This window comes from Snodgrassella sp. B3088 (assembly GCF_026535815.1).
Taxonomy (GTDB): domain Bacteria; phylum Pseudomonadota; class Gammaproteobacteria; order Burkholderiales; family Neisseriaceae; genus Snodgrassella; species Snodgrassella alvi_E.
Map to the genome: position 1 here is coordinate 68,495 of NZ_JAFNPG010000008.1, position 22,396 is coordinate 90,890.

At 41.4% G+C, this 22,396-nt stretch carries 17 protein-coding genes and 1 tRNA gene; 7 read left to right on the plus strand and 11 right to left on the minus strand.

What is annotated here, in order from left to right; translation table 11 throughout:
- Positions 1-16: 16 nt before the first annotated feature.
- The 5 genes from J3U75_RS06320 to J3U75_RS06340 all read right to left on the minus strand — a co-directional run bounded on the left by J3U75_RS06320 (position 17) and on the right by J3U75_RS06340 (position 8,084).
- A complete protein-coding gene (locus tag J3U75_RS06320; protein ID WP_267391094.1) occupies positions 17-2,158 on the minus strand; it encodes a type I secretion system permease/ATPase in 2,142 nt (713 codons plus the stop codon).
- A gap of 779 nt (positions 2,159-2,937) precedes the next feature.
- Positions 2,938-4,458 (minus strand): catalase, encoded by a 1,521-nt coding sequence (locus J3U75_RS06325; RefSeq protein ID WP_267391095.1) that lies wholly within the window; start codon positions 4,456-4,458, stop codon positions 2,938-2,940.
- A 279-nt stretch (positions 4,459-4,737) separates the two neighbouring features.
- The gene (gene erpA / locus J3U75_RS06330; RefSeq protein WP_100141308.1) at positions 4,738-5,085 is read right to left on the minus strand and encodes an iron-sulfur cluster insertion protein ErpA; all 348 of its coding nucleotides are present in this window, start codon (positions 5,083-5,085) and stop codon (positions 4,738-4,740) included.
- A gap of 53 nt (positions 5,086-5,138) precedes the next feature.
- Positions 5,139-6,179: an N-acetyl-gamma-glutamyl-phosphate reductase gene (gene argC, locus J3U75_RS06335; RefSeq protein ID WP_267391096.1), complete on the minus strand. Its 1,041-nt coding sequence runs from the start codon at positions 6,177-6,179 to the stop codon at positions 5,139-5,141.
- A gap of 33 nt (positions 6,180-6,212) precedes the next feature.
- Entirely contained in the window at positions 6,213-8,084 is a 1,872-nt protein-coding gene (locus J3U75_RS06340) for a potassium transporter Kup (RefSeq protein WP_267391097.1), read from the minus strand.
- 430 nt (positions 8,085-8,514) lie between these two features.
- Here J3U75_RS06340 and rimP point away from each other — a divergent pair, with 430 nt between their 5' ends.
- The 4 genes from rimP (at position 8,515) to rbfA (ending at position 13,938) form a co-directional block, all read left to right on the plus strand.
- Complete coding sequence (gene rimP, locus J3U75_RS06345; RefSeq protein ID WP_100141306.1) at positions 8,515-8,997, plus strand: ribosome maturation factor RimP; 483 nt, start codon at positions 8,515-8,517, stop codon at positions 8,995-8,997.
- Between the two features lie 47 nt (positions 8,998-9,044).
- Positions 9,045-10,532 carry a transcription termination factor NusA gene (gene nusA / locus J3U75_RS06350; protein ID WP_100141305.1) on the plus strand — a complete coding sequence of 496 codons (1,488 nt, stop codon included), beginning with the start codon at positions 9,045-9,047 and terminating at the stop codon, positions 10,530-10,532.
- A gap of 10 nt (positions 10,533-10,542) precedes the next feature.
- Positions 10,543-13,485 (plus strand): translation initiation factor IF-2, encoded by a 2,943-nt coding sequence (gene infB / locus J3U75_RS06355; protein WP_267391098.1) that lies wholly within the window; start codon positions 10,543-10,545, stop codon positions 13,483-13,485.
- A gap of 81 nt (positions 13,486-13,566) precedes the next feature.
- Positions 13,567-13,938, plus strand: coding sequence for a 30S ribosome-binding factor RbfA (gene rbfA / locus J3U75_RS06360; RefSeq protein WP_100141364.1), 372 nt, complete (start codon positions 13,567-13,569; stop codon positions 13,936-13,938).
- 80 nt (positions 13,939-14,018) lie between these two features.
- Here rbfA and J3U75_RS06365 read toward each other — a convergent pair whose 3' ends face one another.
- On the minus strand, positions 14,019-14,504 hold the full coding sequence (locus tag J3U75_RS06365; protein ID WP_267391099.1) for a YbhB/YbcL family Raf kinase inhibitor-like protein: 486 nt from the start codon (positions 14,502-14,504) through the stop codon (positions 14,019-14,021).
- A gap of 493 nt (positions 14,505-14,997) precedes the next feature.
- Here J3U75_RS06365 and J3U75_RS06370 point away from each other — a divergent pair, with 493 nt between their 5' ends.
- Positions 14,998-15,696 carry an alpha/beta fold hydrolase gene (locus J3U75_RS06370; protein ID WP_267391100.1) on the plus strand — a complete coding sequence of 233 codons (699 nt, stop codon included), beginning with the start codon at positions 14,998-15,000 and terminating at the stop codon, positions 15,694-15,696.
- A gap of 80 nt (positions 15,697-15,776) precedes the next feature.
- Here the strand turns inward: J3U75_RS06370 and J3U75_RS06375 are convergent, their stop codons facing one another.
- From J3U75_RS06375 to eno, 3 genes are all read right to left on the minus strand, one after another.
- The gene (locus J3U75_RS06375; protein ID WP_267391101.1) at positions 15,777-16,157 is read right to left on the minus strand and encodes an STAS/SEC14 domain-containing protein; all 381 of its coding nucleotides are present in this window, start codon (positions 16,155-16,157) and stop codon (positions 15,777-15,779) included.
- A 262-nt stretch (positions 16,158-16,419) separates the two neighbouring features.
- Positions 16,420-16,740 carry a cell division protein FtsB gene (gene ftsB, locus J3U75_RS06380; protein WP_267391102.1) on the minus strand — a complete coding sequence of 107 codons (321 nt, stop codon included), beginning with the start codon at positions 16,738-16,740 and terminating at the stop codon, positions 16,420-16,422.
- Positions 16,741-16,773: 33 nt separating this feature from the next.
- Positions 16,774-18,057, minus strand: a complete 1,284-nt coding sequence (gene eno / locus J3U75_RS06385; protein WP_100141299.1) for a phosphopyruvate hydratase — start codon at positions 18,055-18,057, stop codon at positions 16,774-16,776.
- A gap of 475 nt (positions 18,058-18,532) precedes the next feature.
- Here eno and J3U75_RS06390 point away from each other — a divergent pair.
- Together J3U75_RS06390 and J3U75_RS06395 are read left to right on the plus strand one after the other, a co-directional pair.
- A tRNA-Ser gene (locus J3U75_RS06390) sits at positions 18,533-18,625 on the plus strand.
- A gap of 313 nt (positions 18,626-18,938) precedes the next feature.
- Entirely contained in the window at positions 18,939-20,918 is a 1,980-nt protein-coding gene (locus tag J3U75_RS06395; RefSeq protein WP_267391103.1) for a ligand-gated channel protein, read from the plus strand.
- A gap of 213 nt (positions 20,919-21,131) precedes the next feature.
- On the opposite strand, the gene J3U75_RS06400 is transcribed toward J3U75_RS06395, so the two are convergent.
- Positions 21,132-21,896 carry a TatD family hydrolase gene (locus J3U75_RS06400; protein WP_267391104.1) on the minus strand — a complete coding sequence of 255 codons (765 nt, stop codon included), beginning with the start codon at positions 21,894-21,896 and terminating at the stop codon, positions 21,132-21,134.
- A gap of 45 nt (positions 21,897-21,941) precedes the next feature.
- Positions 21,942-22,373 (minus strand): ProQ/FINO family protein, encoded by a 432-nt coding sequence (locus tag J3U75_RS06405; RefSeq protein ID WP_267391105.1) that lies wholly within the window; start codon positions 22,371-22,373, stop codon positions 21,942-21,944.
- Positions 22,374-22,396: the final 23 nt, after the last annotated feature.

Consider the following 22,396-nt stretch of genomic DNA (forward strand, 5'->3'; position numbering starts at 1 on the left):
CTTATTCTGATTCGTTTCAGCTGTTTTGCAGCTGATATAAATAGCGATAATAGCCATCTGGTTTAGCCAGTAATTCTTGATGAGTACCTTCTTCTACAATGCTACCCTTATCCATGGCAATAATGCGATTAGCCATACGCACTGTAGATAAGCGATGAGCAATAATCAAAACGGTACGACCTTTACAAATAGCCTGCATATTTTTCATTATTGCACGTTCAGATTCATAATCTAGCGCACTTGTCGCTTCATCAAGTATTAAAATACGCGGATTTCCAACCAGTGCTCTAGCAATGGCAACACGTTGTCGTTGTCCGCCAGACAATCCTGCACCTTGCTCACCAACAATTGTGTCGTATCCTTCAGGCAACTCCATAATAAAATCGTGTGCACCAGCCATTTTTGCTGCATACATTATTTTTTCTAACGGCATGCCGGGATCTGCAAGAGCAATATTAGCGCGGATACTCTGATTTAGCAGAACGTTTTCCTGTAAAACAACGCCTACCTGACGACGTAACCACGCAGGATCTGCCAGTGCTAAATCATTACCATCAACCAGTACCCGTCCACGCTCTGGCGTATATAAGCGTTGCACTAGTTTGGTTAATGTAGATTTACCAGAACCGGAACGACCAACAATTCCTAGTATTTCACCCGGCTTAATCTTTAAATTCAAATCACGTAGAATTTCTGCACCATCTGGACGATAGCGAAATGAGATTTTTTCAAACTCGATTTGTCCTTTAATATTGGGTAAGGCCATACGTGAAGTGGGATTTTCTGTTGGGGTATTTAAAATGTCCCCAAGTCTGGACACAGAGATACCCACCTGCTGAAAATCCTGCCACAACTGAGCCAGACGGATAACCGGAGCGGCTACTTGTCCTGCAAGCATGTTAAAAGCGATCAACTGTCCTACAGTGAGTTCACCTTTAATTACCAGATGCGCGCCAAGCCATAAAGTAATAAGTGTGACCATTTTTTGGATGAACTGTACGCCTTGCTGGCCTATAGTAGCCAGACGGGCAACACGAAAGCCCGAGCTGACATAAGCTGCAAGCTGCTGATCCCAGCGTCTGGTCATCTGAGGTTCTACAGCCATGGCTTTGATCGTACCAATGGCAGTTACCGATTCAACAAGAAAAGACTGATTATCAGCATTGCGCGCAAATTTTTCATTCAGTCTAGAACGTAGTATGGGACTGATGGTGGCGGACCAGAAGGCATAACAGGGGAGTGAAATAATCACTACCAATGTAAGCCAACCACTATAAAACCACATGACTATCAGAAATATAAATGAAAAGCACAAATCCAGAACAGAGGTCAGAGCTTGCCCAGTTAAAAAGTTACGGATTTGCTCAAGCTCCCGTACTCTTGCCACCGTATCACCTACTCGGCGATGTTCAAAATAAGCCAGAGGCAGGCTTAAAAGATGACGAAAGAGTCTTGCGCCTAATTCGACATCAATACGTGAGGTAGTATGGGCGAAGACATAAGTACGCAGACCACTGAGGACTACATCAAAAATAATAATTACTAGTAATGCAAAGGTAATAACATCAAGAGTAGAGAAACTGCGGTGTACCAGAACTTTATCCATGACCACCTGAAAAAACATAGGCGTCACCAGAGCGAAAATCTGAATAAAAACCGATACTACCAATACTTCCAGAAAAATCCGGCGATATTTAATTACAGCAGGAATAAACCATGTGAAATCAAATTTAGCTAATTGCCCAAGTACAGATGCTCTAGAAGTAACCAGAATCAGTTGACCAGAATAACGCTGTGCAAATTCTTCTTGGCTGAGTATAACCGGTTTGCCCTGTGTTATATCCTGTATCAGATACCGGTCGCCATCTACTCTGGCTAAAATAAAATGTTGTCCATCATCCCGCCAGACTACTGCTGGTAATGCTACTAATGAAAGCCGCTCTATACGATGCTTTACCAGCTTTGCTTTCAGCCCTAAATCTTTTGCAGCAAGAAGCCATTGCTCAACATTTAAATCTTCTTTTTCTGTGTATTTATGCGTTATATCTGCCGGATTGACTGCAATACCATGATAGTGGGCTAGTAAAACGAGTGCTGACAAAGCAATATTATTTTTTTGTGCTGAAGATGTTTCAGATGATTCCGAAGATGGCTGCATAGGTGTGAGTAAATAAGTTAGTATAATTTATTATAATTTAACACAAATTCTTAAAAATTAATACACCTAGAATAGTTTGAAAATTATGTGGTTATTATATTTATTAGTTAGTTATAATTTTTAATATTGAAATGGTATAGAGTTGGATAATTAAATTTCAGTATATATAATGAATTAAAAAAAAGAGTTTTATATATATTTGTCTTACAAAATTAATGTCTATGAAATAATATTTAAATAATTTGCTAATTATAAACTCTAATATTAATTTCAAGTTTCTCTCTAATTATATTAAAATTAAGTTTATCAGTATTATATTAAAAGATTTATAACTTTATAGCCATATTTAGATTCAGGCTTAGATCGGGAAAGATATAATGAATAAGGAAAACGAATATTTAAATTATTAAATTTTTCATGTGGTTAATAACATATTTTTGGCTTGCTAGGTTTAAAAATAAAACACTATGATTGAAACTAAACAAGAAAATGATAATAGATATATCTTGAAATAATAAATACATACAGATTATGGCAATTTAGATTTCTAGATTTTATAATTTATTATTTAACAGCCATCTATTTACTAAAAAAACATGGAAATTAGGCTAATAAAATATTAGAATATTTCTTTTTAATTGTTTGATATTATTTATTCTTTTCATCAGTTGTTTTGACTATCGATTTATTTTAAGTTTTAAACAATATTTTCAAAACAAAAATAGAAATCAGAAATCCTTAGTTTTAAATGTTTAAGGATTTCTGATAGACATGAATAATTAAATTAAAACCGCGCAACCTTGAGCTGGATCGCTGCTGCGCGCAGCCAGAGCATCTTCAACGGTCATGCCTAAGGCTTTGGCTACACCGGCGCCATAATCAGGATGGCAGGCATGGCAATTGCGGATGTGGCGATATTTAATAAAATCAAGTGCATCCCCCATGGCTCGTGCGGTATTTTCAAACAATACCTGTTTTTGAGCATCACTCATCAGATTAAAAAGAGCTCGCGGCTGACTGAAATAATCATTATCGTCTTCATGAAAATTCCAGAAGTCTGCATCTCCGTGTATTTTTAATGGTGGTTCTCTGAATTCAGGTTGTTCTTGCCACTGATGAAAACTATTTGGTTCGTAATGTGGCAGACTACCGTAGTTGTCGTCCACTCGAGTTAAGCCATCACGATGATTGCTGAATACGGGACAACGGGCTTTATTTACTGGTATCTGATGATGATTTACGCCAACGCGATAACGAGCAGCATCTGCGTAGTTATATAAACGAGCCTGCAATACTTTATCGGGTGAAACGCTTATGCCCGGAACCAAATTGCTGGGGGCGAAAGCAGCTTGTTCAACATCAAGATAATAGTTATCGGGATTATGGTTTAGTTCGAATTCGCCTACTTCGATAAGCGGATAATCGCCATGTGGCCAAACTTTGGATAAATCAAATGGGTGATAAGGTACTTTTTCTGCATCAGTTTCGGGCATGATTTGAACGTACATAGTCCATTTTGGAAAATCTCCTTTTTCTATAGCATTGTAGAGATCTCTCTGATGGCTATCCCGATCCTGTCCCATGATGTTGGCAGCTTCTTCATCGGTAAGATTTTTGATGCCTTGTTGGGTACGGAAATGAAACTTAACCCAAAATCGTTCTTTGTTGGCATTGATAAAGCTGAAGGTGTGGGAACCAAAACCATGCATATGACGGTAACTAGCTGGAATGCCTCTGTCTGACATAGTAATAGTGACTTGATGAAAGGCTTCGGGAAGCAGTGTCCAATAGTCCCAGTTATAAGTAGGGCTCCGCAGGTTGGTACGTGGGTCACGTTTGACTGCTTTGTTTAAATCCGGAAATTTGCGAGGATCGCGCAGAAAAAAAACAGGTGTGTTATTACCAACTATGTCCCAATTGCCTTGCTCGGTGTAGAAACGCATGGCAAATCCTCGAATATCCCTTTCTGCATCGCCGCCGCCACGTTCGGCTGCTACTTCTGAAAAGCGAACAAACATTTCGGTCTTTTTGCCAATCTGACTAAACAATTTGGCACATGTATATTGTGTAATATCGTGAGTAACAGTAAATGTACCAAATGCGCCAGAACCTTTGGCATGCATTCGTCGTTCGGGAATGACTTCGCGCACGAAATTAGCCAGTCTCTCATTTAGCCACAGATCCTGTGCCAATAATGGGCCACGAGGACCGGCGGTGAGACTGTTCTGATTATCAGATACCGGGGCACCCAGATCAGTGGTCAGGTGGGTAACTGGGCATTTTTTTAAATCATGGTTCATGGTAAAGCTCCTTATTAATTTATTATTAAGTAAGAAAGGCCTTTACTGCTCTGGCACCTTGATTATTATAAGCTTGGTATAAAAATTCTAATGTAAATAACTTGTTATTTTACATTTTATTGAAGATGACAGATTTTTTTTAAAACTTGTCAATTTAATTATATTTTAATGTTCATTGTTTAGTTAAAAAATAAACCAGCCTGTTTTGGCTGGTTGAGGTTTTTTTAAATTTAGTTAATTTTGATTTATTTTAATTGAATTGCTTTTAAAGTTTTAGGGTTAAACAGAAAAAGATGAACCACAGCCACATGTGGTGGTGGCATTGGGATTGCGGATGACAAATTGCGAACCATGCAGGCTTTCGGAGTAATCAATTTCTGCTCCGACAAGATATTGGTAACTCATTGGGTCAATCAAAAAGGTTAATCCGTCTTTTTCAATTTCAAAATCGTCTTCATTTACGATTTCATCAAACGTAAAGCCATACTGAAAACCAGAACAACCTCCTCCAGTTACAAATACCCGCAGTTTAAGATCGGGGTTATTTTCTTCAGCAATCAAATCTTTAACTTTGGTACAGCAGCTTTCGGTAAATACAATGGGTGTTTCAATATCGGTTTCTGACATGGCAATTCCTTTTAAAAGATAAGTGCATACTGGATTGTCTATCCTGCCGGCTATTATGGCAATAGGGGAGCAAATGTTAATCCACAGCTTTCGTCCAGCCCATACATGATATTCATGTTCTGAACTGCTTGTCCCGCTGCGCCTTTAACTAGATTGTCTATGACTGACAAAATAATCCATGTATTATTTTCAGGAGCTTGTTGTACGCTGATTCTACAAAGATTTGCTCCGCGAACAGACCGAGTTTCCGGCGTACTGCCAACTGGCATGACGTCTACTACCTGACTGTTACAATAGTATTCATCAATCATTTTGGCTGGATTGTAACCATTTTTTACCTGTACATATATGGTGGCATGCATGCCGCGAATCAAGGGGGTAAGGTGGGGAACAAAAACTAGATTGTTTCCCATCTGGGGATGTAGATGATTAAGGGTTTGTCTAATTTCGGGTAAATGACGATGTCCGCTGATGCCATAAGCCTTAAAGTTATCGCTGCATTCAGCATACAGATTGCTGGAGCTCGCTTTGCGCCCTGCACCGGAAACACCAGATTTGCAGTCTGCTATTACTGGCTGATTATCAATCAGGCATTGCTTTTGCAGCAATGGGATTAAAGGCAGGCTGACGCAGGTCGGATAACAGCCTGGGTTCGCTACTAATTGTGCATTGGCGATGGTTCTGCGGTTTAGTTCGCACAGACCATATACAGCTTTCGCAACCCATTCTGGGCTACTATGAGTAAATGGATACCATTGTTGCCACAGAGAAACATCTTTGATGCGGTAATCCGCTGATAGGTCAATAACTTTTACACCTTGTGCCAGTAAAGGTGGTGCTTCCTGCATAGCTATGCCATTGGGAGTAGCAAAAAAAACGACGTCACAATCCTTTAAAGAGGCTTGTTCTGGATGTTGAAACACCAGATCATCGTACTGCCCACGCAGACTGGGAAAGTATTCACTTAATTTTATTCCTGCTTCATTTCGGCTGGTAACGGCAATGATTTCTGCTTCGGGGTGGTGGGCAAGAAGGCGCAGTAATTCTACTCCTGTGTATCCTGTAGCACCGACAATACCAATTTTAATACTCATAAATTTTTCCTGTTTTGGTAACGGGTATGTTGGTTAAATGACTACTTGAGCGCCCAGTTCGACTACACGGTTAGCAGGGATATGGTAGTAGTTTGTAGCTGTTGCGCTGTTTTTATATAGCCATTTAAATATGCGGGCGCGTAAGCGTCCCATATTGCCATGTTTGGTTCGAGCAGCAACGACGATGCTGTCATGAGAAAGAAAAAACGATGTATCCATGGTATCAAGTGTGATGCCTTGTTCGGCCATCAATGACAGAATGTGGCTAATGTTGGCGGTTTCCTGAAATCCGTAATTTGCAATTACGCGGGTAAAACGTGGCCCTATTTGCTTCATGGCAATGCGTTCATTATCGGCGATATAAGGTATTTCTTTGGTTTTGATACTGAGTAAGACATTGTAGCTATGTAAGACTTTATTATGTTTAAGGTTATGAAGTAATGCGCGAGGTACGCTGAATGGATCTGATACCATAAATACGGCATTACCTGTAACTATCTGTGGTGGGAAGTCATGTAGATTTTCGACAAAGTTATCAAGTGAAAATTCTTTGCTTTGCTGTGCTTGATGCAATTGCCATTGTCCACGGCGCCAGGTTGAAAAAAGAGTAACGACAATCAAAGCTACCATTACGGGAAACCAACCTCCATGAATAAGTTTCAATAGATTGCTGCTGAAAAAAACCAGATCAAAGCAAAGGAACAATGAGGTAAGCATTACTGCAATGGGTATAGGCCAGTGCCAGTTTTTAATCATGACAACACAAAACAGGCATGAGGTAATGACCATGGTTCCGGTAACGGCAATGCCGTAGGCTGAGGCTAGATGTTCAGAATCATGAAAAGCCAACACAACTAAGGTAACGGCAGTTAGTAATAACCAGTTGACTAATGGCAGATATATCTGACCAATTTCTTCATTATTGGTATGGATGATGTTCATGCGTGGTGCGAATCCAAGCTGAATGGCCTGACGAGTGAGAGAATAGGCACCAGCTATAACAGCTTGACTGGCAATAATGGTTGCGAAGGTAGCAAGTATGATTAATGGGATTAATAACCAGTGTGGAGCACTCAAATAGAAAGGGTTGTTAATTGCCGTTGGGTTATGCATAATCAATGCTCCCTGTCCCAGATAATTGACTATCAGGCTTGGCAACACTATTTTAATCCATGCTGTTTGAATGGGCTGGCGACCAAAATGCCCCATATCGGCATATAAAGCTTCAGCACCAGTAACAGCTAATACAACACAACCCAATCCGATAAAGCCATCCCAGCCATGATCGATGGCAAATTTGATGCCATAGTAGGGATTGAATGCCAGAATTATTCTTGGTGCCTGTACTATCTGATAGAGACCTATCAAGCCGATGGCACTAAACCAAACTAGCATAACAGGGCCAAACAATTTGCCGATTTTATGAGTGCCCTTTTTTTGTATCAGAAATAATCCGAATAGGATTGCCAGTGCTATCGGCATTACGTATGGCCGAAAGCTTTCATTGATGACGGTCAGGCCTTCAGCAGCTGAAAGTACAGAAACAGCAGGGGTAATCATGGCATCGCCATAAAATAATGCTGTGCCGGTAAGCCCCATCATCATGGCAATCCAGACTGGTTTCCCTTTTAGATGCCGCATAGCCTGTTGCATGAGGACTACCACTCCACCTTCACCATTGTTGTCAGCTCGCAAAATAAAAAGTACATATTTCAAGGTGACTATTAGAAGCAATGACCAGAGAATAAGAGAAACAAAACCTAATATATTTGCTTCAATGGGCGCTAAAGAAGATGCGCGAAAGCTTTCTTTTAAGGCATACAGAGGGCTGGTGCCAATATCGCCGTAGACAATGCCCAATGCTGCAAGTGTCATTGTCGTATTGGCAGAAAACTGTATACGCATTTATTTACCCTATTGATGTGTTTAACAGGGGGAGCAGTTTAGTCTTAACATGGGGTTTAGCCAATCCCTTAATATTGGGTTTTTATAGATTTTTTGTTTATTAGACCTTGATGTGTGCTCTTGGTGTGCAATGAGTGCTTATTTGTGGTAAATATGCTGTTTTCAGACAGTTTAAGTTAAGGTAGTAACAAGTATTGTTGTAATAAAACCAAGGGTTAAGCTAAAAGTTTTTAAGATTGAACTATTAAGAAGTTGTAAGAATATAAGAACCGATACAATTGATTGATATGTCTAGTTTTATCGTATGATATGGACAATCAAAATAATGGCAGGTGGTTTCTTTTTTTTCAACAATGAGTTAAAATAAAGAAATTTTTCGAATTATTGAGAAATGGCCCTGAGGCCATTTTTTTGTTTTTACGGAGCACAGATGGATATTCAGGGCATTTTGGAAAAAACTTTGCCAGGTCTGGGCTATGAGTTGGTGAATTATGAGCTGACTTCGCAAGGAGATTTACGGGTCTTTATTGATAAAGCTGAAGGCGGCATTTCTCTGGATGATTGTGTGGCTGTTAGCAACCACTTAAGTCGTGTATTGGCGGTGGAAGATGTTGATTATCAGCGTCTGGAAATTTCCAGTCCTGGTTTGGATCGTCCGCTGACTAAGCCTGCTGATTTTGCACGTTTTGCAGGACAACTGGCTAAGATTAAAACCCGTTTGCCGATTGATGGCCAGAAAAATTTTATCGGTCGCATCAATGGTATTGATGATAATGGTTTGATTAGTATTACGCTGGAAGAGGCGAATGAAATACGCAGGGCCAAACGTGCAGCGGTTGCAGCCGGTAAAACGGTATGTATTGAATGGCAGAATGTTGACAAAGCACGTTTAAAGCCAGAGTTTGATTTTTAAATTAAATTTTCATATTGTTGTAAGCGCAGGCTTGCAAGGAGAATTAAATGAGTCGTGAAATTTTACTACTGGCCGAAGCTTTGGCAAGTGAGAAAAACGTTGATACAGAAGTAGTATTTAGTGCACTGGAGTTTGCTCTGGCCAGTGCAGCTAAGAAAAAAACCGAGCGTGAAAATATGGATGTGCGGGTAGTGATTGATCGCAATACTGGCGATTACCGCAGTTTTCGCCGCTGGCTGATTGTGGCGGATGAGGATTATACGTATCCGGATATTCAGAAAACGATTGAAGAAATACAGGAAGAAATTCCGGATACAACGCTCCAAATTGGTGAATATTATGAAGAGCCAATTGAGAATGTTGAATTTGGCCGGATTGGTGCCCAGACCGCTAAGCAGGTTATTCTGCAGCGCATCCGTGATGCAGAACGCGAACAGATTTTAAATGAATTCTTACAACGCAAAGATAATCTGGTTCTTGGTACGATTAAACGTATGGAACGGCATGGTGCTATTGTGGAAATCGGACGATTGGAAGCATTGCTGCCGCGTGATCAGATGATTCCTCGGGAAAATTTTCGAAATGGAGACCGTGTAAGAGCTCTGTTTTTACGTGTCGACCAGATCGGCAATCGCAATCAGGTTATCCTGACGCGTATTTCGCGTGAATTTTTGCTGAAACTGTTTGAAATGGAAGTGCCCGAAATTGAGGACGGTCTGCTAGAAATTAAAGAAGTCACTCGTGATCCTGGCTTACGCGCCAAAATAGCGGTGAAATCAAATGATGCCCGCATTGATCCGCAAGGCACCTGTATCGGTGTTCGTGGTTCTCGTGTGAATGCGGTTACTGAGGAGCTGGCTGGTGAACGTATAGATGTGGTTTTGTGGTCACCTGAAACCGCTCAATTTGTGATTAATGCATTAAGTCCGGCTGAGGTTACGCGCATTCTGATTGATGAAGATCACCATTCTGTAGATGTGATTGTGGCTGAAGACCAGTTGGCACTGGCGATTGGTCGTGGTGGTCAAAATGTACGACTTGCCGCAGAACTGACTGGCTGGCAACTGAATATTATGACTGTGGAAGAGGCGCAGGAACGCCACGAAGCCGAAGATAAGGCTATTCGTGAACTCTTTATAAACAATCTTGGCGTTGATGAAAATGTGGCCGAAGTGCTAGTTCAAGAAGGATTTACCAGTCTGGAAGAAGTGGCTTACGTGCCTGTTCAGGAAATGCTGGAAATTGAAGGTTTTGATGAAAGTACAGTTGAAGAGTTGCGTAACCGTGCTCGTGATGCGATTCTGACTCTGGCTATTGCCTCTGAAGAGCAGCTGGAACGCATGGATGAAGACCTGAAAAATCTTGAGGGTGTCGATCAGGAGATGCTGCATGATTTGGCTAATGAGGGAATTAAAACCCGTGATGATCTGGCTGAGCTATCAGTTGACGAACTGATTGAAATTACTGGCATTGATGAGGAAACCGCCAAGAAAGTGGTGATGGCTGCACGCGCCCACTGGTTTGACGAAGTATGAGGGTACGCGAATGAGTAATCAAATAACTGTAGAACAATTTGCCTCGGAGCTACATATGTCTACTACTAGACTGTTGACACAGCTGGCCGAAGCAGGAGTACATAAACAGACAGCGTCAGATAAACTGACTGCTGAAGATAAGAAACAATTGCTGGTTTATTTAAAGCAGTCTAATGGTAGTCAGTCTGCCAGTACCATCACACTGAATCGTAAGAAGCAGGCCGAAAAGAGTACGGTAGGTGGGGTACAGGTTGAAACCCGTCGTCGTCGCCGTATTGTAGTGCCACCTGAAGAACAGCAGGTCAGTTTGTCTGAAGAAAAGCAGGCACCTGTTAAACATGAATCAGAACCAGTTAAGGTAGATACTGAAGCTGAGCTACAGGCGAAAAAAGCCGCTGAAGAGCAGGCTGAAGCAAAACGCAGAGAAGAATCTGCTGCTGCCGCAGCTGCAGAGGCGGCGCGTTTGAAAGCAGCAGCCACGGCCAGTAAAACCGAACAAAAACCTAAAGCGGAGGCTGTGCAGACAGAAGTGGTAAAACAGGAAGTGAAACAACAAGAAGTTAAACAACAAGAAGTTAAACAACAGCAGGTTGAAGTGGTAGCTCCTAAGGCAGAAGTTCCTGCTGATAAAAAAGCAGCAGATAAAAATGAGCAGCACAAATCCAAACGCAATCGTAATCGTAATAATGCGAAGAAAGTGGATTTGGCTGCTTTGGTGGCCGAAGCAGCCAAACCGATTATTAGTCCGGAAGAGCAAGCTCAACGCGATGAAGAAGCACGTCGAGCAGAGGCTTTACGAGAACAGCGTGAAATGCTGCTGAAACAGAAGCAAGAGCGTCAGGCGCGCCGAGAAGCGGCCAAGCAACAAGCTATGGAACAAAGCAAAGCCGCCAGCGAGCAGAAATCTGCAGAAGTACGTTCAGCCAAACCGACTGAGAAGAAATCGGTTAGCAGTGCTTCTGTCAAAGCTGCGGATAGCGGGACTGATTCAGGTTCACGGCGCAAAAAAGATGAGCAACGTCATCAGCGTGAAGATGATATGCCTAAAAATAAATCTGCTCGCGGAGGTAAAAACCGTCGCGGAACAGATATGGGTAATGGCGAAGACAGCCGTAGACGTGGTGGTAAAAAAGGTGGTAAGAAACAGCTTAAACTAGAGCCGAATCAGCATGCATTCCAAGCACCTACAGAACCGGTAGTACATGAAGTGCTGGTACCAGAAACCATCACGGCGGCGGAGCTGGCTCATAAAATGGCTGTTAAAGCAGCTGAAGTGATTAAGACCCTGATGAAGATGGGTATGATGGTGACCATTAATCAGTCATTGGATCAGGAGACCGCCCTGATTGTTGTGGAAGAAATGGGTCATATCGGTAAGGCTGCGGCAGCAGATGATCCTGAAGCATTTCTGGATGAGGATACGACTGTTACTGAAGCTGAAGCATTGCCACGTCCACCGGTGGTGACAGTAATGGGTCACGTAGACCATGGTAAAACTTCTTTATTGGATTATATTCGCCGTGCCCGTGTGGTACAGGGTGAGGCCGGTGGTATTACTCAGCACATCGGTGCTTATCATGTTGAAACGCCTCGTGGTGTGATTACCTTTTTGGATACTCCGGGGCATGAAGCATTTACGGCTATGCGCGCTCGTGGTGCTCAGGCTACTGATATCGTTATTTTGGTTGTGGCTGCCGATGACGGCGTAATGCCACAGACGATAGAAGCGATTGCTCACGCTAAAGCAGCCAAAGTACCTTTGGTTGTGGCTGTAAACAAGATTGATAAAGAAGGCGCTAATCCGGAACGTATTCGCCAAGAACTAACGGCACATGAGGTGGTGCCGGATTCATGGGGTGGTGATGTACAGTTCATCGATGTTTCTGCTAAGCAGGGTACGAATATTGACGCTTTACTGGAAGCAGTACTGCTCGAAGCGGATGTGCTGGAACTGAAAGCACCGGTTGATGCTGCTGCTAAAGGTATTGTTGTTGAATCACGGCTGGATAAAGGGCGTGGTGCTGTGGCAACTTTGCTTGTACAAAGTGGTACTCTGCACAAAGGTGATGTGGTGCTGGCCGGTACAACTTTCGGTCGTGTACGTGCTATGGTGGATGAGAATGGCAAAACTATTGCTGCTGCCGGCCCATCTATTCCAGTTGAAATTCTGGGATTATCTGATGTGCCTAATGCGGGTGAAGATTTCATCGTACTGGCAGATGAGAAAAGAGCTCGTGAAATTGCATTGTTCCGTCAGGGTAAATACCGCGATGTACGCTTAGCCAAGCAACAGGCAGCAAAACTGGAAAACATGTTTAATAACATGGGTGAAAATCAGGCACAAAGTCTGCCGATTATCATTAAAGCCGATGTACAGGGTTCTTATGAGGCTTTGGCTGGAAGCTTGCGTAAACTATCTACTGATGAAGTACGTGTAGATGTATTGCACAGTGGTGTAGGTGGCGTAAGCGAATCTGATGTTAATTTGGCGATTGCATCCGGTGCTGTGATTATTGGCTTTAATGTCCGTGCTGATGCTACTGCACGCAAACTGGCTGAGCATGAAGGTATTGAAATCCGCTATTACAACATTATCTATGATGCTATTGATGATGTGAAAGCTGCTTTGAGTGGCATGTTGGCACCTGAGCAGAAAGAAAATGTAATCGGTACGGTAGAAATCCGTCAGGTTATTACGGTATCTAAGGTAGGCAATATTGCTGGTTGTATGGTTACGGATGGTTTAATTAAACGTGACTCGCATGTACGCTTGATTCGTAATAATGTGGTTGTTCATACTGGCGAACTGGCTTCATTAAAACGTTTCAAAGACGACGTTAAAGAAGTACGGCAGGGCTTTGAATGTGGTTTGATGCTGAAAAACTATAATGACATTATGGAAGGTGATCAGCTGGAAGCATTTGAAGTGGTTGAGGTTGCCCGTAAACTTTGAAGATAATGAGCAGTAACAGGCAGCCTAAAAGGATATTTTGGGCTGCCTGTATTCTTTGCCTGTTCATAGAAAGGAATGATTATGCGCAAACCACAACGCGGTTATGCACGTCAGGATCGTGTCAAAGAGCAAATTATGCGTGAGTTGGCCAATTTGGTACGTGTGGGTCTGAAAGACCCGAGAGCCGGTTTTATTACGATTAATGAAGTTGAAGTAACTCGTGATTATAGCCACGCTACTATTTATTATACGGTGCTGGATGATGCTACACGTGCTGTTACTGAAGAAGCTTTAGAACATGCTAGAGGCTATTTGCGCAGTGAACTGGCGCGGCGAATTACTCTTTTCCGAACACCTGAATTGACGTTTATTTATGACGATTCTCTTGAACGGGGTATGAGTATTTCGCATCTGATAGATACGGTGGCAAAAGAAAAACCCATAGAAGATTGAAGAAAAATTATGAATAAAAGGTTGGTCTTTGAAGGCCAACCTTTTTTATATTTGGTGATAAATTAATATTATTGAATTAATTATCGACCGTAGTAAATAGTAATCGAAGCTTGAGCAATAGCATGGCTGTTGATTATAAAACCTGCATGGCTGGTTGTTACATCCGTCGGCAAATCAATTTTATTGGTATCTAAAGCATAAATGGTAAAAATATAACGATGGGGCGGAGTGCCTTCCGGTGGGTAGAATCCTGAATAACCTAGGGTTCCTGTGTCATTACGTAGTTGCTGTGCACCTAAGGGAAGATTTTGCCCATCTGCTGCTCCGGCATTGCGTTGTAATTCGGTTACGTCTTTAGGAAGATTGACTGCCATCCAGTGCCACCAGCCTGCACCTCCAGTTGGTGCATCCGGATCATGACATTGAATTGCAAAACTTTTGGTTCCGGCCGGTGCATTCTGCCATGCTAATGCTGGCGACTGATTATCTCGGTCACTTTGATAGGAGGAATCAACGGTATCGCCATTTTTAAATTCGGAACTGGTTAAAATAAAATTTTGGGTCATGATTTCCTCTCAATCAATTAATAATGTTAATGAATGTTTAATTTTGCGATATGTGCTGTGTCAAGTCAATTTTGCTGTGAATGTTGAGGTTTAAGGTGCGGATATAGTTATATGTATTGCATCTATGCAGGATGGCATAATGTTTATTATTCAGAGGATGTGGTTGAGAAATTTTGTGCATGTGTAGGGCGCGGTGATTGATGATAGCGTTGGTTGAAAATACTAATTACTTGCTAAAGTGAGTATTTGTAATGGTATTTCTGCTTGCTAGGGAAATAGAGACAATTAATGATTGTTATCTTGAAAAATGGCTCGCTGTTTTGCTTTAAATGCTTTAGCTTGAGTTGATATAGAATACTGATATATTAAGCCTGCTGTATTTTTATTTATGTGCAGAATACAAAATACCTGTTTTGATTTGTTAGTGGGCAGAGTAGAAATTAAGCTGATATTTAATTTGTAAAAATAATTTTTTTTGATGGTGAATTATAAAATGTCCGACCAAGGCTTTTTACCCTGGGTATGTATTCCCGGCTTTATGCTGGATGAAACATTATGGGATGAGATGAAATCTTGTTTACCTGTTTCTCAATCTGTATGCTGTGCTTCCTTGTCCAAGGGTGAAAATATTGAAACAATGGCGGAGAATATAGCAGCTTTTGCACCGAAACGGTTTGTACTGATTGGTTTTTCTCTGGGTGGATTTGTTGCAAGGGCTTTAGCTGCAAGATATCCGCAACGGGTTGCCGCTCTGGTGTTAATCGCATCGTCATTACGTGAAGATACTCCTGAACAGCATACGGCTAAGCTGAATACATTAGAGATTCAGCAACATTTACATTTTCGAGGATTAGGAAACAAAGCCATTATGCAGACTTTGCGTCCGGATAATCAGAATAATATGGATTTAATTGCCCGTATTCGTGGTATGAGTGAACGTTTAGGGTTTGAGGTTTTAAAACGACAGTCGCTGCTCAATCGGGCAACGCCAACTGACCAGAAAATTTCTTGTCCAACTCTGGTTATTGCTGCAGCACAGGATCAGATGCGCTCTTTGAATGAGGCACAAGAGTTGCAGGAATTTATACCACAGGCCAGCCTTAAAGTCATTAACAATTGCGGGCATATGATTCCCTTGGAGCAACCGGAAGTACTTGCTCAGACCATTTCTAATTGGATAAACCTATTGTGATTAATTATGCTAAATATTTTATTATTTTTGGAATAGGTTTATTTGGTAAAAGTAGAATATATCAATTTAAATTGATGCATTTAATGATTGTTACCAATAACAGTTGTGGTTTGAGCATTCTGCTCTAGCCATCTTTGTGCTGGTTCGATTTCACTAAAGTATTTTGGGTGTTGCAATGTCAATAGATTGGCAAAACGTGCACCAAGCCGAATCCATATGTCTTCAACAACGATAGCGGTACGGCCGAAGTCATGTGCATGTTGGCGTAAAAATCGTAGATGTTCTAGAGCCATATCGATGGTAAAGTCTTTCATTTGGCTCAAATCCAGCAATAAATCAGGCTGTTGTTTTTGATTAATGGCTGATAATAATGCTTCTTCCAGTTGATTGAAGTCTTTAAGTGTAAAGTCGTTATGCAATACAACATTGAGACCGTAACTTGTTTTCTGAATAGATATCATTTATCTGCCTTTTTATTTCCTACTTATGTGCAACGTGCGCCTGTGATTTATATCATCATACTGATGGTTAAATATACTGGCTATCTATATTACTGCTTTATGCTTTAATATCGACCTGAAATGGCTAGTAGCTGTCGTAGGTATACAACTGAATTTGGTAATATGAAATTTAGATTTGATACAAATTAAATGACATATCATATCTGTTAATAAAAACAGCTTTCATTAATGAAAGCTGTTTATCTGGGTAATTATTGATATGTCATCTTGTGGGTATGGTGGCTGATGTATCAGTTATGGTTGTGAGCGTTCCAGAGGGTACAAAGCGGTAAAATACTTCGCCTTCTTGTATATATCCCAGTTTATCGCGAGCCATTTCGTTGATTGCATCTTTTCCATCAGCAAGATCTTTAACTTCAGCAGTGAGGGCACGATTGCGTTGTATCAATGCTTCATTACTGGAATTTTGCGCAACAACACTTTTTTCCAGTTTCCACATGTCTTGCCAGCCGCCATGTCCCATCCACAGGTCGTATTGCAAACTGGCCAGTGCCAATAACAGTACCCAGGTTACCCACTTCATCTTATTTGCCTATCAGTTTTGCCTACATCCGTTTTAGCCCAGCTGATAAAAGGCTTTTTTACCTGGATAATAAGCAGCGCTACCTAGTTCTTCTTCAATTCGCAGCAATTGATTATATTTGGCGATTCGATCGGAACGTGACAGGGAACCAGTTTTAATTTGCATGCAGTTGGTACCCACGGCTAAGTCAGCAATGGTGCTGTCTTCAGTTTCACCTGAACGATGGCTCATTACACTGGTATAGCCTGAACGTTTCGCCAGATCTACAGCTTTTAGTGTTTCTGATAAGGTACCAATCTGGTTAACTTTAACGAGTAATGAATTAGCTAGTCCCTGAGCAATGCCTTCGCTTAAAATGGCGGGATTGGTGACAAATAAATCATCGCCTACCAACTGTACTTTTTTGCCCAATCGCTCTGTTAATAATTTCCAGCCATCCCAATCGTGTTCACTCATACCATCTTCGATTGAGACAATCGGATATTTGTTCACCAGTTCTGTAAGATAATCTGCAAATTGCGCACTGGTCAGGTTCAGTCCTTCTGCTGTTAATTGGTAATGTCCATCTTTATAGAATTCACTAGATGCACAATCTAAAGCCAGAACGATGTCTTTGCCGGGTTCATAGCCTGCGGCTTCTACTGCAGACAGTATCAGTTTGATTGCTTCTTCATGGCTGGACAGATCGGGTGCGAAGCCGCCTTCATCACCAACGCAAGTAGACATTCCTTTGTCGTTGCATAATTTTTTCAGCTGGTGGAAAACTTCTGCACCGCATCGCAGAGCTTGACGGAAAGATTCTGCACCTACCGGCATAATCATGAATTCTTGAATGTCCAAACTGTTGTTGGCATGTGCACCTCCATTAATAACATTCATCATGGGCACGGGCATAGACATGGGTCCGGCTCCACCGATGTATCTGTATAAAGGTAAACCAGCATCTTCTGCAGCGGCACGGGCGACAGCCAGTGATACGGCGAGGGTAGCATTGGCTCCAAGGCGACCCTTATTTTCGGTACCATCCAAATCAATCATAATCTGATCAATGTAGCTTTGTTCGCTGGCATCGATGCCAATTAATGCTTGTGCAATCTCATTATTAACATTTTCTACAGCGTGTAATACCCCTTTACCAAGATAACGCTGTTTGTCTCCGTCACGCAGTTCCAATGCTTCTTTTTCGCCGGTTGAAGCACCAGACGGTACTGCGGCTCTGCCCATTACGCCTGATTCTAGTAAAACATCACATTCAACTGTAGGGTTACCACGTGAATCGAGTATTTCACGCGCAAAGATGTCAATGATTGCACTCATGCAAGTCTCCAGATTTTTTAAATTTTTGTATTGTTGTGCGATAAATTGTACAAACAACAGGCCTGTCAATGATTAGCAGGTTAAGGTAATTAAGCTTGGTATTATACCGAAGCCTTGGTATGAGAACAGGGTAATTTACACTTGGATAAGACAGGCTGAAATTTGGAAAGCATTTTTTTGTATAGTGCAGCAAATTTTGACCCTTTAGGCGTGTAGCTATGTTAATACAAAATATCGTTTTTACTATTTGTATTGGAATAGTTTTAGCTTGAGATTGATACTTTGCTGGAATTGTCTGTGCTATGGAGGTATTTGCTTTATGTAATAAAATTATGAAGCTGATGATGGATTTTATCGAAAAGAAAATATCTTTTACTGTTAGTGTGTTAGAAATTGTTCTAATATTTCTGGCTGTTTTGCCGCGAATATTGTTTGACAGTAAAGCATCGATTGGGTATAGTTCGCACTTCTCTACGGAGAGTTGGCCGAGTGGTCGAAGGCGCTCCCCTGCTAAGGGAGTATACGGGCAAAACCTGTATCAAGGGTTCGAATCCCTTACTCTCCGCCATTTTTGAAAAATCCCTGATTTATTCAGGGATTTTTTATTTATTCTCATTTAGATAAATAAAACTGATTTGTTTTAAATAAAAATATCGAATCTTCTGGGCTGTGCTGCCTTTCTAATTGCGCTCATTGAGTCTGAGATAGTCATTCTTGCTTTCTTTGTTGTAGCTCTGATTGATGCTTTGTCAATAAATTTAATGCTTTTATTGTTTATTTATGTTAAATTACATAATGATTATTATTATCATTATGTAAATGTAACGCTTTAGTTTAAGCGTTTTTTTTGGCGTGATCATTTTCAGGAGTCTATTTTTTGTATGCGCAAACTCGTCCATCATTCTTTTTCGCTGGCGCTTCTGCCTACTTTGGTTTCTCCATTATATGCCGCGGAGGCGGATTTGGCTGATGTAGTGGTGACTGCATCTGGTTTTAAGCAACAGGCAAAAAATGCTGCAGCTTCAATTACAGTAATTAATGCTAAGGAGCTGGAAACTAAAGAGTACCATGATGTGACTGATGCTTTGCAAGATGTTCCGGGTGTGGTGATAACCGGTGGCGGCAGTACTAAGGACATTAGTATCAGGGGTATGTCAGGCGCGTATACGCTGTTGCTGATAGATGGTAAGCGTGTAAATTCGCGTGGTGTGCGCCCGAATTCTGATGGGCCGGGGATTGAACAGGGGTGGATGCCGCCCATATCTGCAATTCAGAGAATAGAAGTGATTCGGGGACCGGCTTCGGCTTTATATGGCTCTGATGCGATGGGTGGTGTAATTAATATTATTACGAAAAAAACGGCTGCTGACTGGACAGGATCGGTGAAAGCAGATGGTACGATTCAGCAGCACAGCAATAGTGGCAATATATTGCAAAGTAGTGTGTATGTTTCCGGTCCTCTGATTAAAGAGCGTCTGGGTATTCGAGCCAATGCAGGATATTCTCATCGGGATGAGGATAAGTTTATTGGTGGCTATAAAGAACAGCGTATGCGCAATGGTGATTTTGTGCTGTCTTGGACGCCTGATGATAGTAACACGGTTGATTTTGAAGTCAGCCGCAGTCTGCAGAATCGTAATGGTAAGGTCGGTAAAACGATCGATCCGACTCCGCGACGCGGAGCTAAACCAACTGATGACTATACGCTATATGACCGTAATCAATATAGTGTCACTCATCGTGGATATTATGAAAATATTGATACTCAATCATATGTTCAGCGAGAGGAAAATGATAACCCGTCTCGTGATATGCATGAAAAAAATACTATTTTCAATACGCAAACTCAGTTTCGCTTGCATCGGCATACGCTAAGTATTGGTGGCAGATGGCAGCGAGAGCAGCTTAATGATTCCGGTAATCAGTTGATTATTAATGGACGAAGGTTAACAAAACTAGAGCGTGATTCTTGGGCAGTTTTTGGTCAGGATGAGTGGCGTATTGTGCCAACTTTTGCTTTAACTGGTGCGGCACGTCTTGATCATGATGAAAATTATGGTTCGGAGTTAACACCGAAGTTGTATGGGGTATGGACGCCGAATGAAAAATGGACGATTAAAGGAGGATATTCCCGTGGCTACAAGGCGCCGGCGTTACGAGCTGCGTCAGATGGCTGGGGACAGGCAACTGGTGGTGGTTATTCTAATGGGATGATTGTGGGTAATTCTAAATTGAAACCAGAAAAATCAGATAATTTTGAAATCAGTTTTAATTGGGATAATAACCGTAATTTGTCCGGCGGGGTGACTGCTTATCACACTAAATTTAAAAATAAAATAACAGAAGTACGTACTTGTCAGGGTAAGGCTGGTTCAAATGCTTGCTCATGGCGAAATGAGTATTTTGATTTCATAAGTCAGCGTGAAAATGTGGATAAGGCGCTCTTGCGCGGTATTGAGGCAACTTTTGGCTGGAAAGTTACGCCTAAAGTAGATTGGTCTGCTAATTATACTTTTACTCGGAGTGAGCAAAAAAGTGGGCAGTTTAGTGGTAAACCGCTAAATGAGATGCCGAAACATATGTTCAATACCACGCTGAATTGGAATGCGAATACAAAATTTTCTAGTTGGGCGCGCTGGAATTTCCGCAGTCGTACTTCAGATTATTTGTCACGTACTTCTATGGCGATTGGTAAGCCTTCTTATGGTTTTGTGGATACTGGACTGGTATATAAACCTCGGAAAGATTTGATTCTGAGTGGTGGGATTTATAATATTTTTGATAAAAGAGTTGATCAGCAAGATTATGGCCGTACTTTGGATGGACGCCGCTATAATATCAGTGCACAAGTCAATTTTTAATCTAAGTATTTTAGTTAAACAAGGGGGAGATTTTCCCCTTGTTTAATTTTAAATGATTTAGTTTATCTGCGGGTTCTTTATTTTAATAATAAATGCATAAAATTACAGAGGAATCGGGGTGTAGCATGTTTGGAAATTATAATTCATTGCATTTAAGTAAGATCTGGCTGTACCAGATGAGTGATTAAATACATTATCTTTGTAAATAAGAGTTTAATTTATATTTAATAATTTAAACATATTTTGAGTGGTGATAGTGGCGATATCCTGCCAATGCATGTTACGCAAGTTGGCTATGATTTTAGCTATCTGAAGTAAATGCTCAGGACTGTTGCTGTGTTGAGGGTTAGGGGACATATAGGGTGCATCTGTTTCGATGACCAGATGCTGTAAAGGAAGCAATGTGGCGATTTGGCGTATTTTTTTAGCCTGTGGGCGCAAAAGCAGAGAACCGGCACCAATTAGAAAACCCTGTTTAATCCATGCCTGCGCTTCTTCTATGCTTCCAGAAAATGCATGTGCAATACCTCCATTGGTAAAACCACAGCGTTTAATGCTGCGCAAACAGTCAGCTGTAGCATGTACATGATGAATGATTGTTGGTCGCTGAGTTGTTTTGGCCAATTGTAATTGGGCTTCGAAACAGTTAATTTGTTGGTTTTTATCATTTATATTTTCAGCATGAACATAATCAAGTCCGATTTCGCCAATTAAGGCTTGTGAATGCTGAAGCAGCAATTTTTCCAGATTGTCGATTGCAGTATCGCTAAAGCTGTCTAAATACCATGGATGAATGCCGATTGCTGCGTATATGTAAGGTTGAGATTGTGCCAAATTAAGGGAGGCTATCCAGTCGTCAGGATTGGTTGCTGGCACGAGGAAGTGGCTGATGTTTTTTTCGGCAGCCAGCTGCAGCACTTGAGTCAGGTTCTCAATAAGTGGGCTATGGTTAAGGTGGCAGTGGCTATCAAAGAGCATAATATGAAAACACGAGCATGAAGCTCGTGTGTTAAATATGTAGTACTAGTTTTGTGTTTGTTCGCTATCGATACTTTGGCCAGGTTCTAGAACTTCTTTTTCAGTGATTGAAGTATTGTCTGCAACTGGTTTGGTGGTTTGCATCGAGGGATGTTGCTTAGCAATGGCTTGTTCTTCTGGTGAAACTTCACCTTTGAAGCGGTTATTCAGGTCAAAGCGTTTGCCGCCGCGTGCCAAAGATTTGATATAACGTGGCCGGCGACAGTGATTAGCTAGTACACGCGCAATCAATGCTGGATCATATTGTGGCAGTGCTGTGATTAAGTCCTGATCAATACCAATTGCCAATGGTTTGAAATGTTTGAATACGTCGTACTTACGGTAGATATGTTCGGCAATCATATCAGTTTGTTTTTTCTTGCTCATGGTTTGTACAGCTGATTTGAGGGCTGCACCCAAAGCGGTTTCTTGACTCATATAGTTACTTCCTTGTTGTTTAC

What these genes read in the sequence shown, in the direction of transcription:
- J3U75_RS06320 (WP_267391094.1), bottom strand. Translation starts at nt 2,158, where the DNA reads ATGCAGCCATCTTCGGAATCATCTGAAACATCTTCAGCACAAAAAAAT.
- J3U75_RS06325 (WP_267391095.1), bottom strand. Translation starts at nt 4,458, where the DNA reads ATGAACCATGATTTAAAAAAATGCCCAGTTACCCACCTGACCACTGAT.
- erpA (WP_100141308.1), bottom strand. Translation starts at nt 5,085, where the DNA reads ATGTCAGAAACCGATATTGAAACACCCATTGTATTTACCGAAAGCTGC.
- argC (WP_267391096.1), bottom strand. Translation starts at nt 6,179, where the DNA reads ATGAGTATTAAAATTGGTATTGTCGGTGCTACAGGATACACAGGAGTA.
- J3U75_RS06340 (WP_267391097.1), bottom strand. Translation starts at nt 8,084, where the DNA reads ATGCGTATACAGTTTTCTGCCAATACGACAATGACACTTGCAGCATTG.
- rimP (WP_100141306.1), top strand. Translation starts at nt 8,515, where the DNA reads ATGGATATTCAGGGCATTTTGGAAAAAACTTTGCCAGGTCTGGGCTAT.
- nusA (WP_100141305.1), top strand. Translation starts at nt 9,045, where the DNA reads ATGAGTCGTGAAATTTTACTACTGGCCGAAGCTTTGGCAAGTGAGAAA.
- infB (WP_267391098.1), top strand. Translation starts at nt 10,543, where the DNA reads ATGAGTAATCAAATAACTGTAGAACAATTTGCCTCGGAGCTACATATG.
- rbfA (WP_100141364.1), top strand. Translation starts at nt 13,567, where the DNA reads ATGCGCAAACCACAACGCGGTTATGCACGTCAGGATCGTGTCAAAGAG.
- J3U75_RS06365 (WP_267391099.1), bottom strand. Translation starts at nt 14,504, where the DNA reads ATGACCCAAAATTTTATTTTAACCAGTTCCGAATTTAAAAATGGCGAT.
- J3U75_RS06370 (WP_267391100.1), top strand. Translation starts at nt 14,998, where the DNA reads ATGTCCGACCAAGGCTTTTTACCCTGGGTATGTATTCCCGGCTTTATG.
- J3U75_RS06375 (WP_267391101.1), bottom strand. Translation starts at nt 16,157, where the DNA reads ATGATATCTATTCAGAAAACAAGTTACGGTCTCAATGTTGTATTGCAT.
- ftsB (WP_267391102.1), bottom strand. Translation starts at nt 16,740, where the DNA reads ATGAAGTGGGTAACCTGGGTACTGTTATTGGCACTGGCCAGTTTGCAA.
- eno (WP_100141299.1), bottom strand. Translation starts at nt 18,057, where the DNA reads ATGAGTGCAATCATTGACATCTTTGCGCGTGAAATACTCGATTCACGT.
- J3U75_RS06395 (WP_267391103.1), top strand. Translation starts at nt 18,939, where the DNA reads ATGCGCAAACTCGTCCATCATTCTTTTTCGCTGGCGCTTCTGCCTACT.
- J3U75_RS06400 (WP_267391104.1), bottom strand. Translation starts at nt 21,896, where the DNA reads ATGCTCTTTGATAGCCACTGCCACCTTAACCATAGCCCACTTATTGAG.
- J3U75_RS06405 (WP_267391105.1), bottom strand. Translation starts at nt 22,373, where the DNA reads ATGAGTCAAGAAACCGCTTTGGGTGCAGCCCTCAAATCAGCTGTACAA.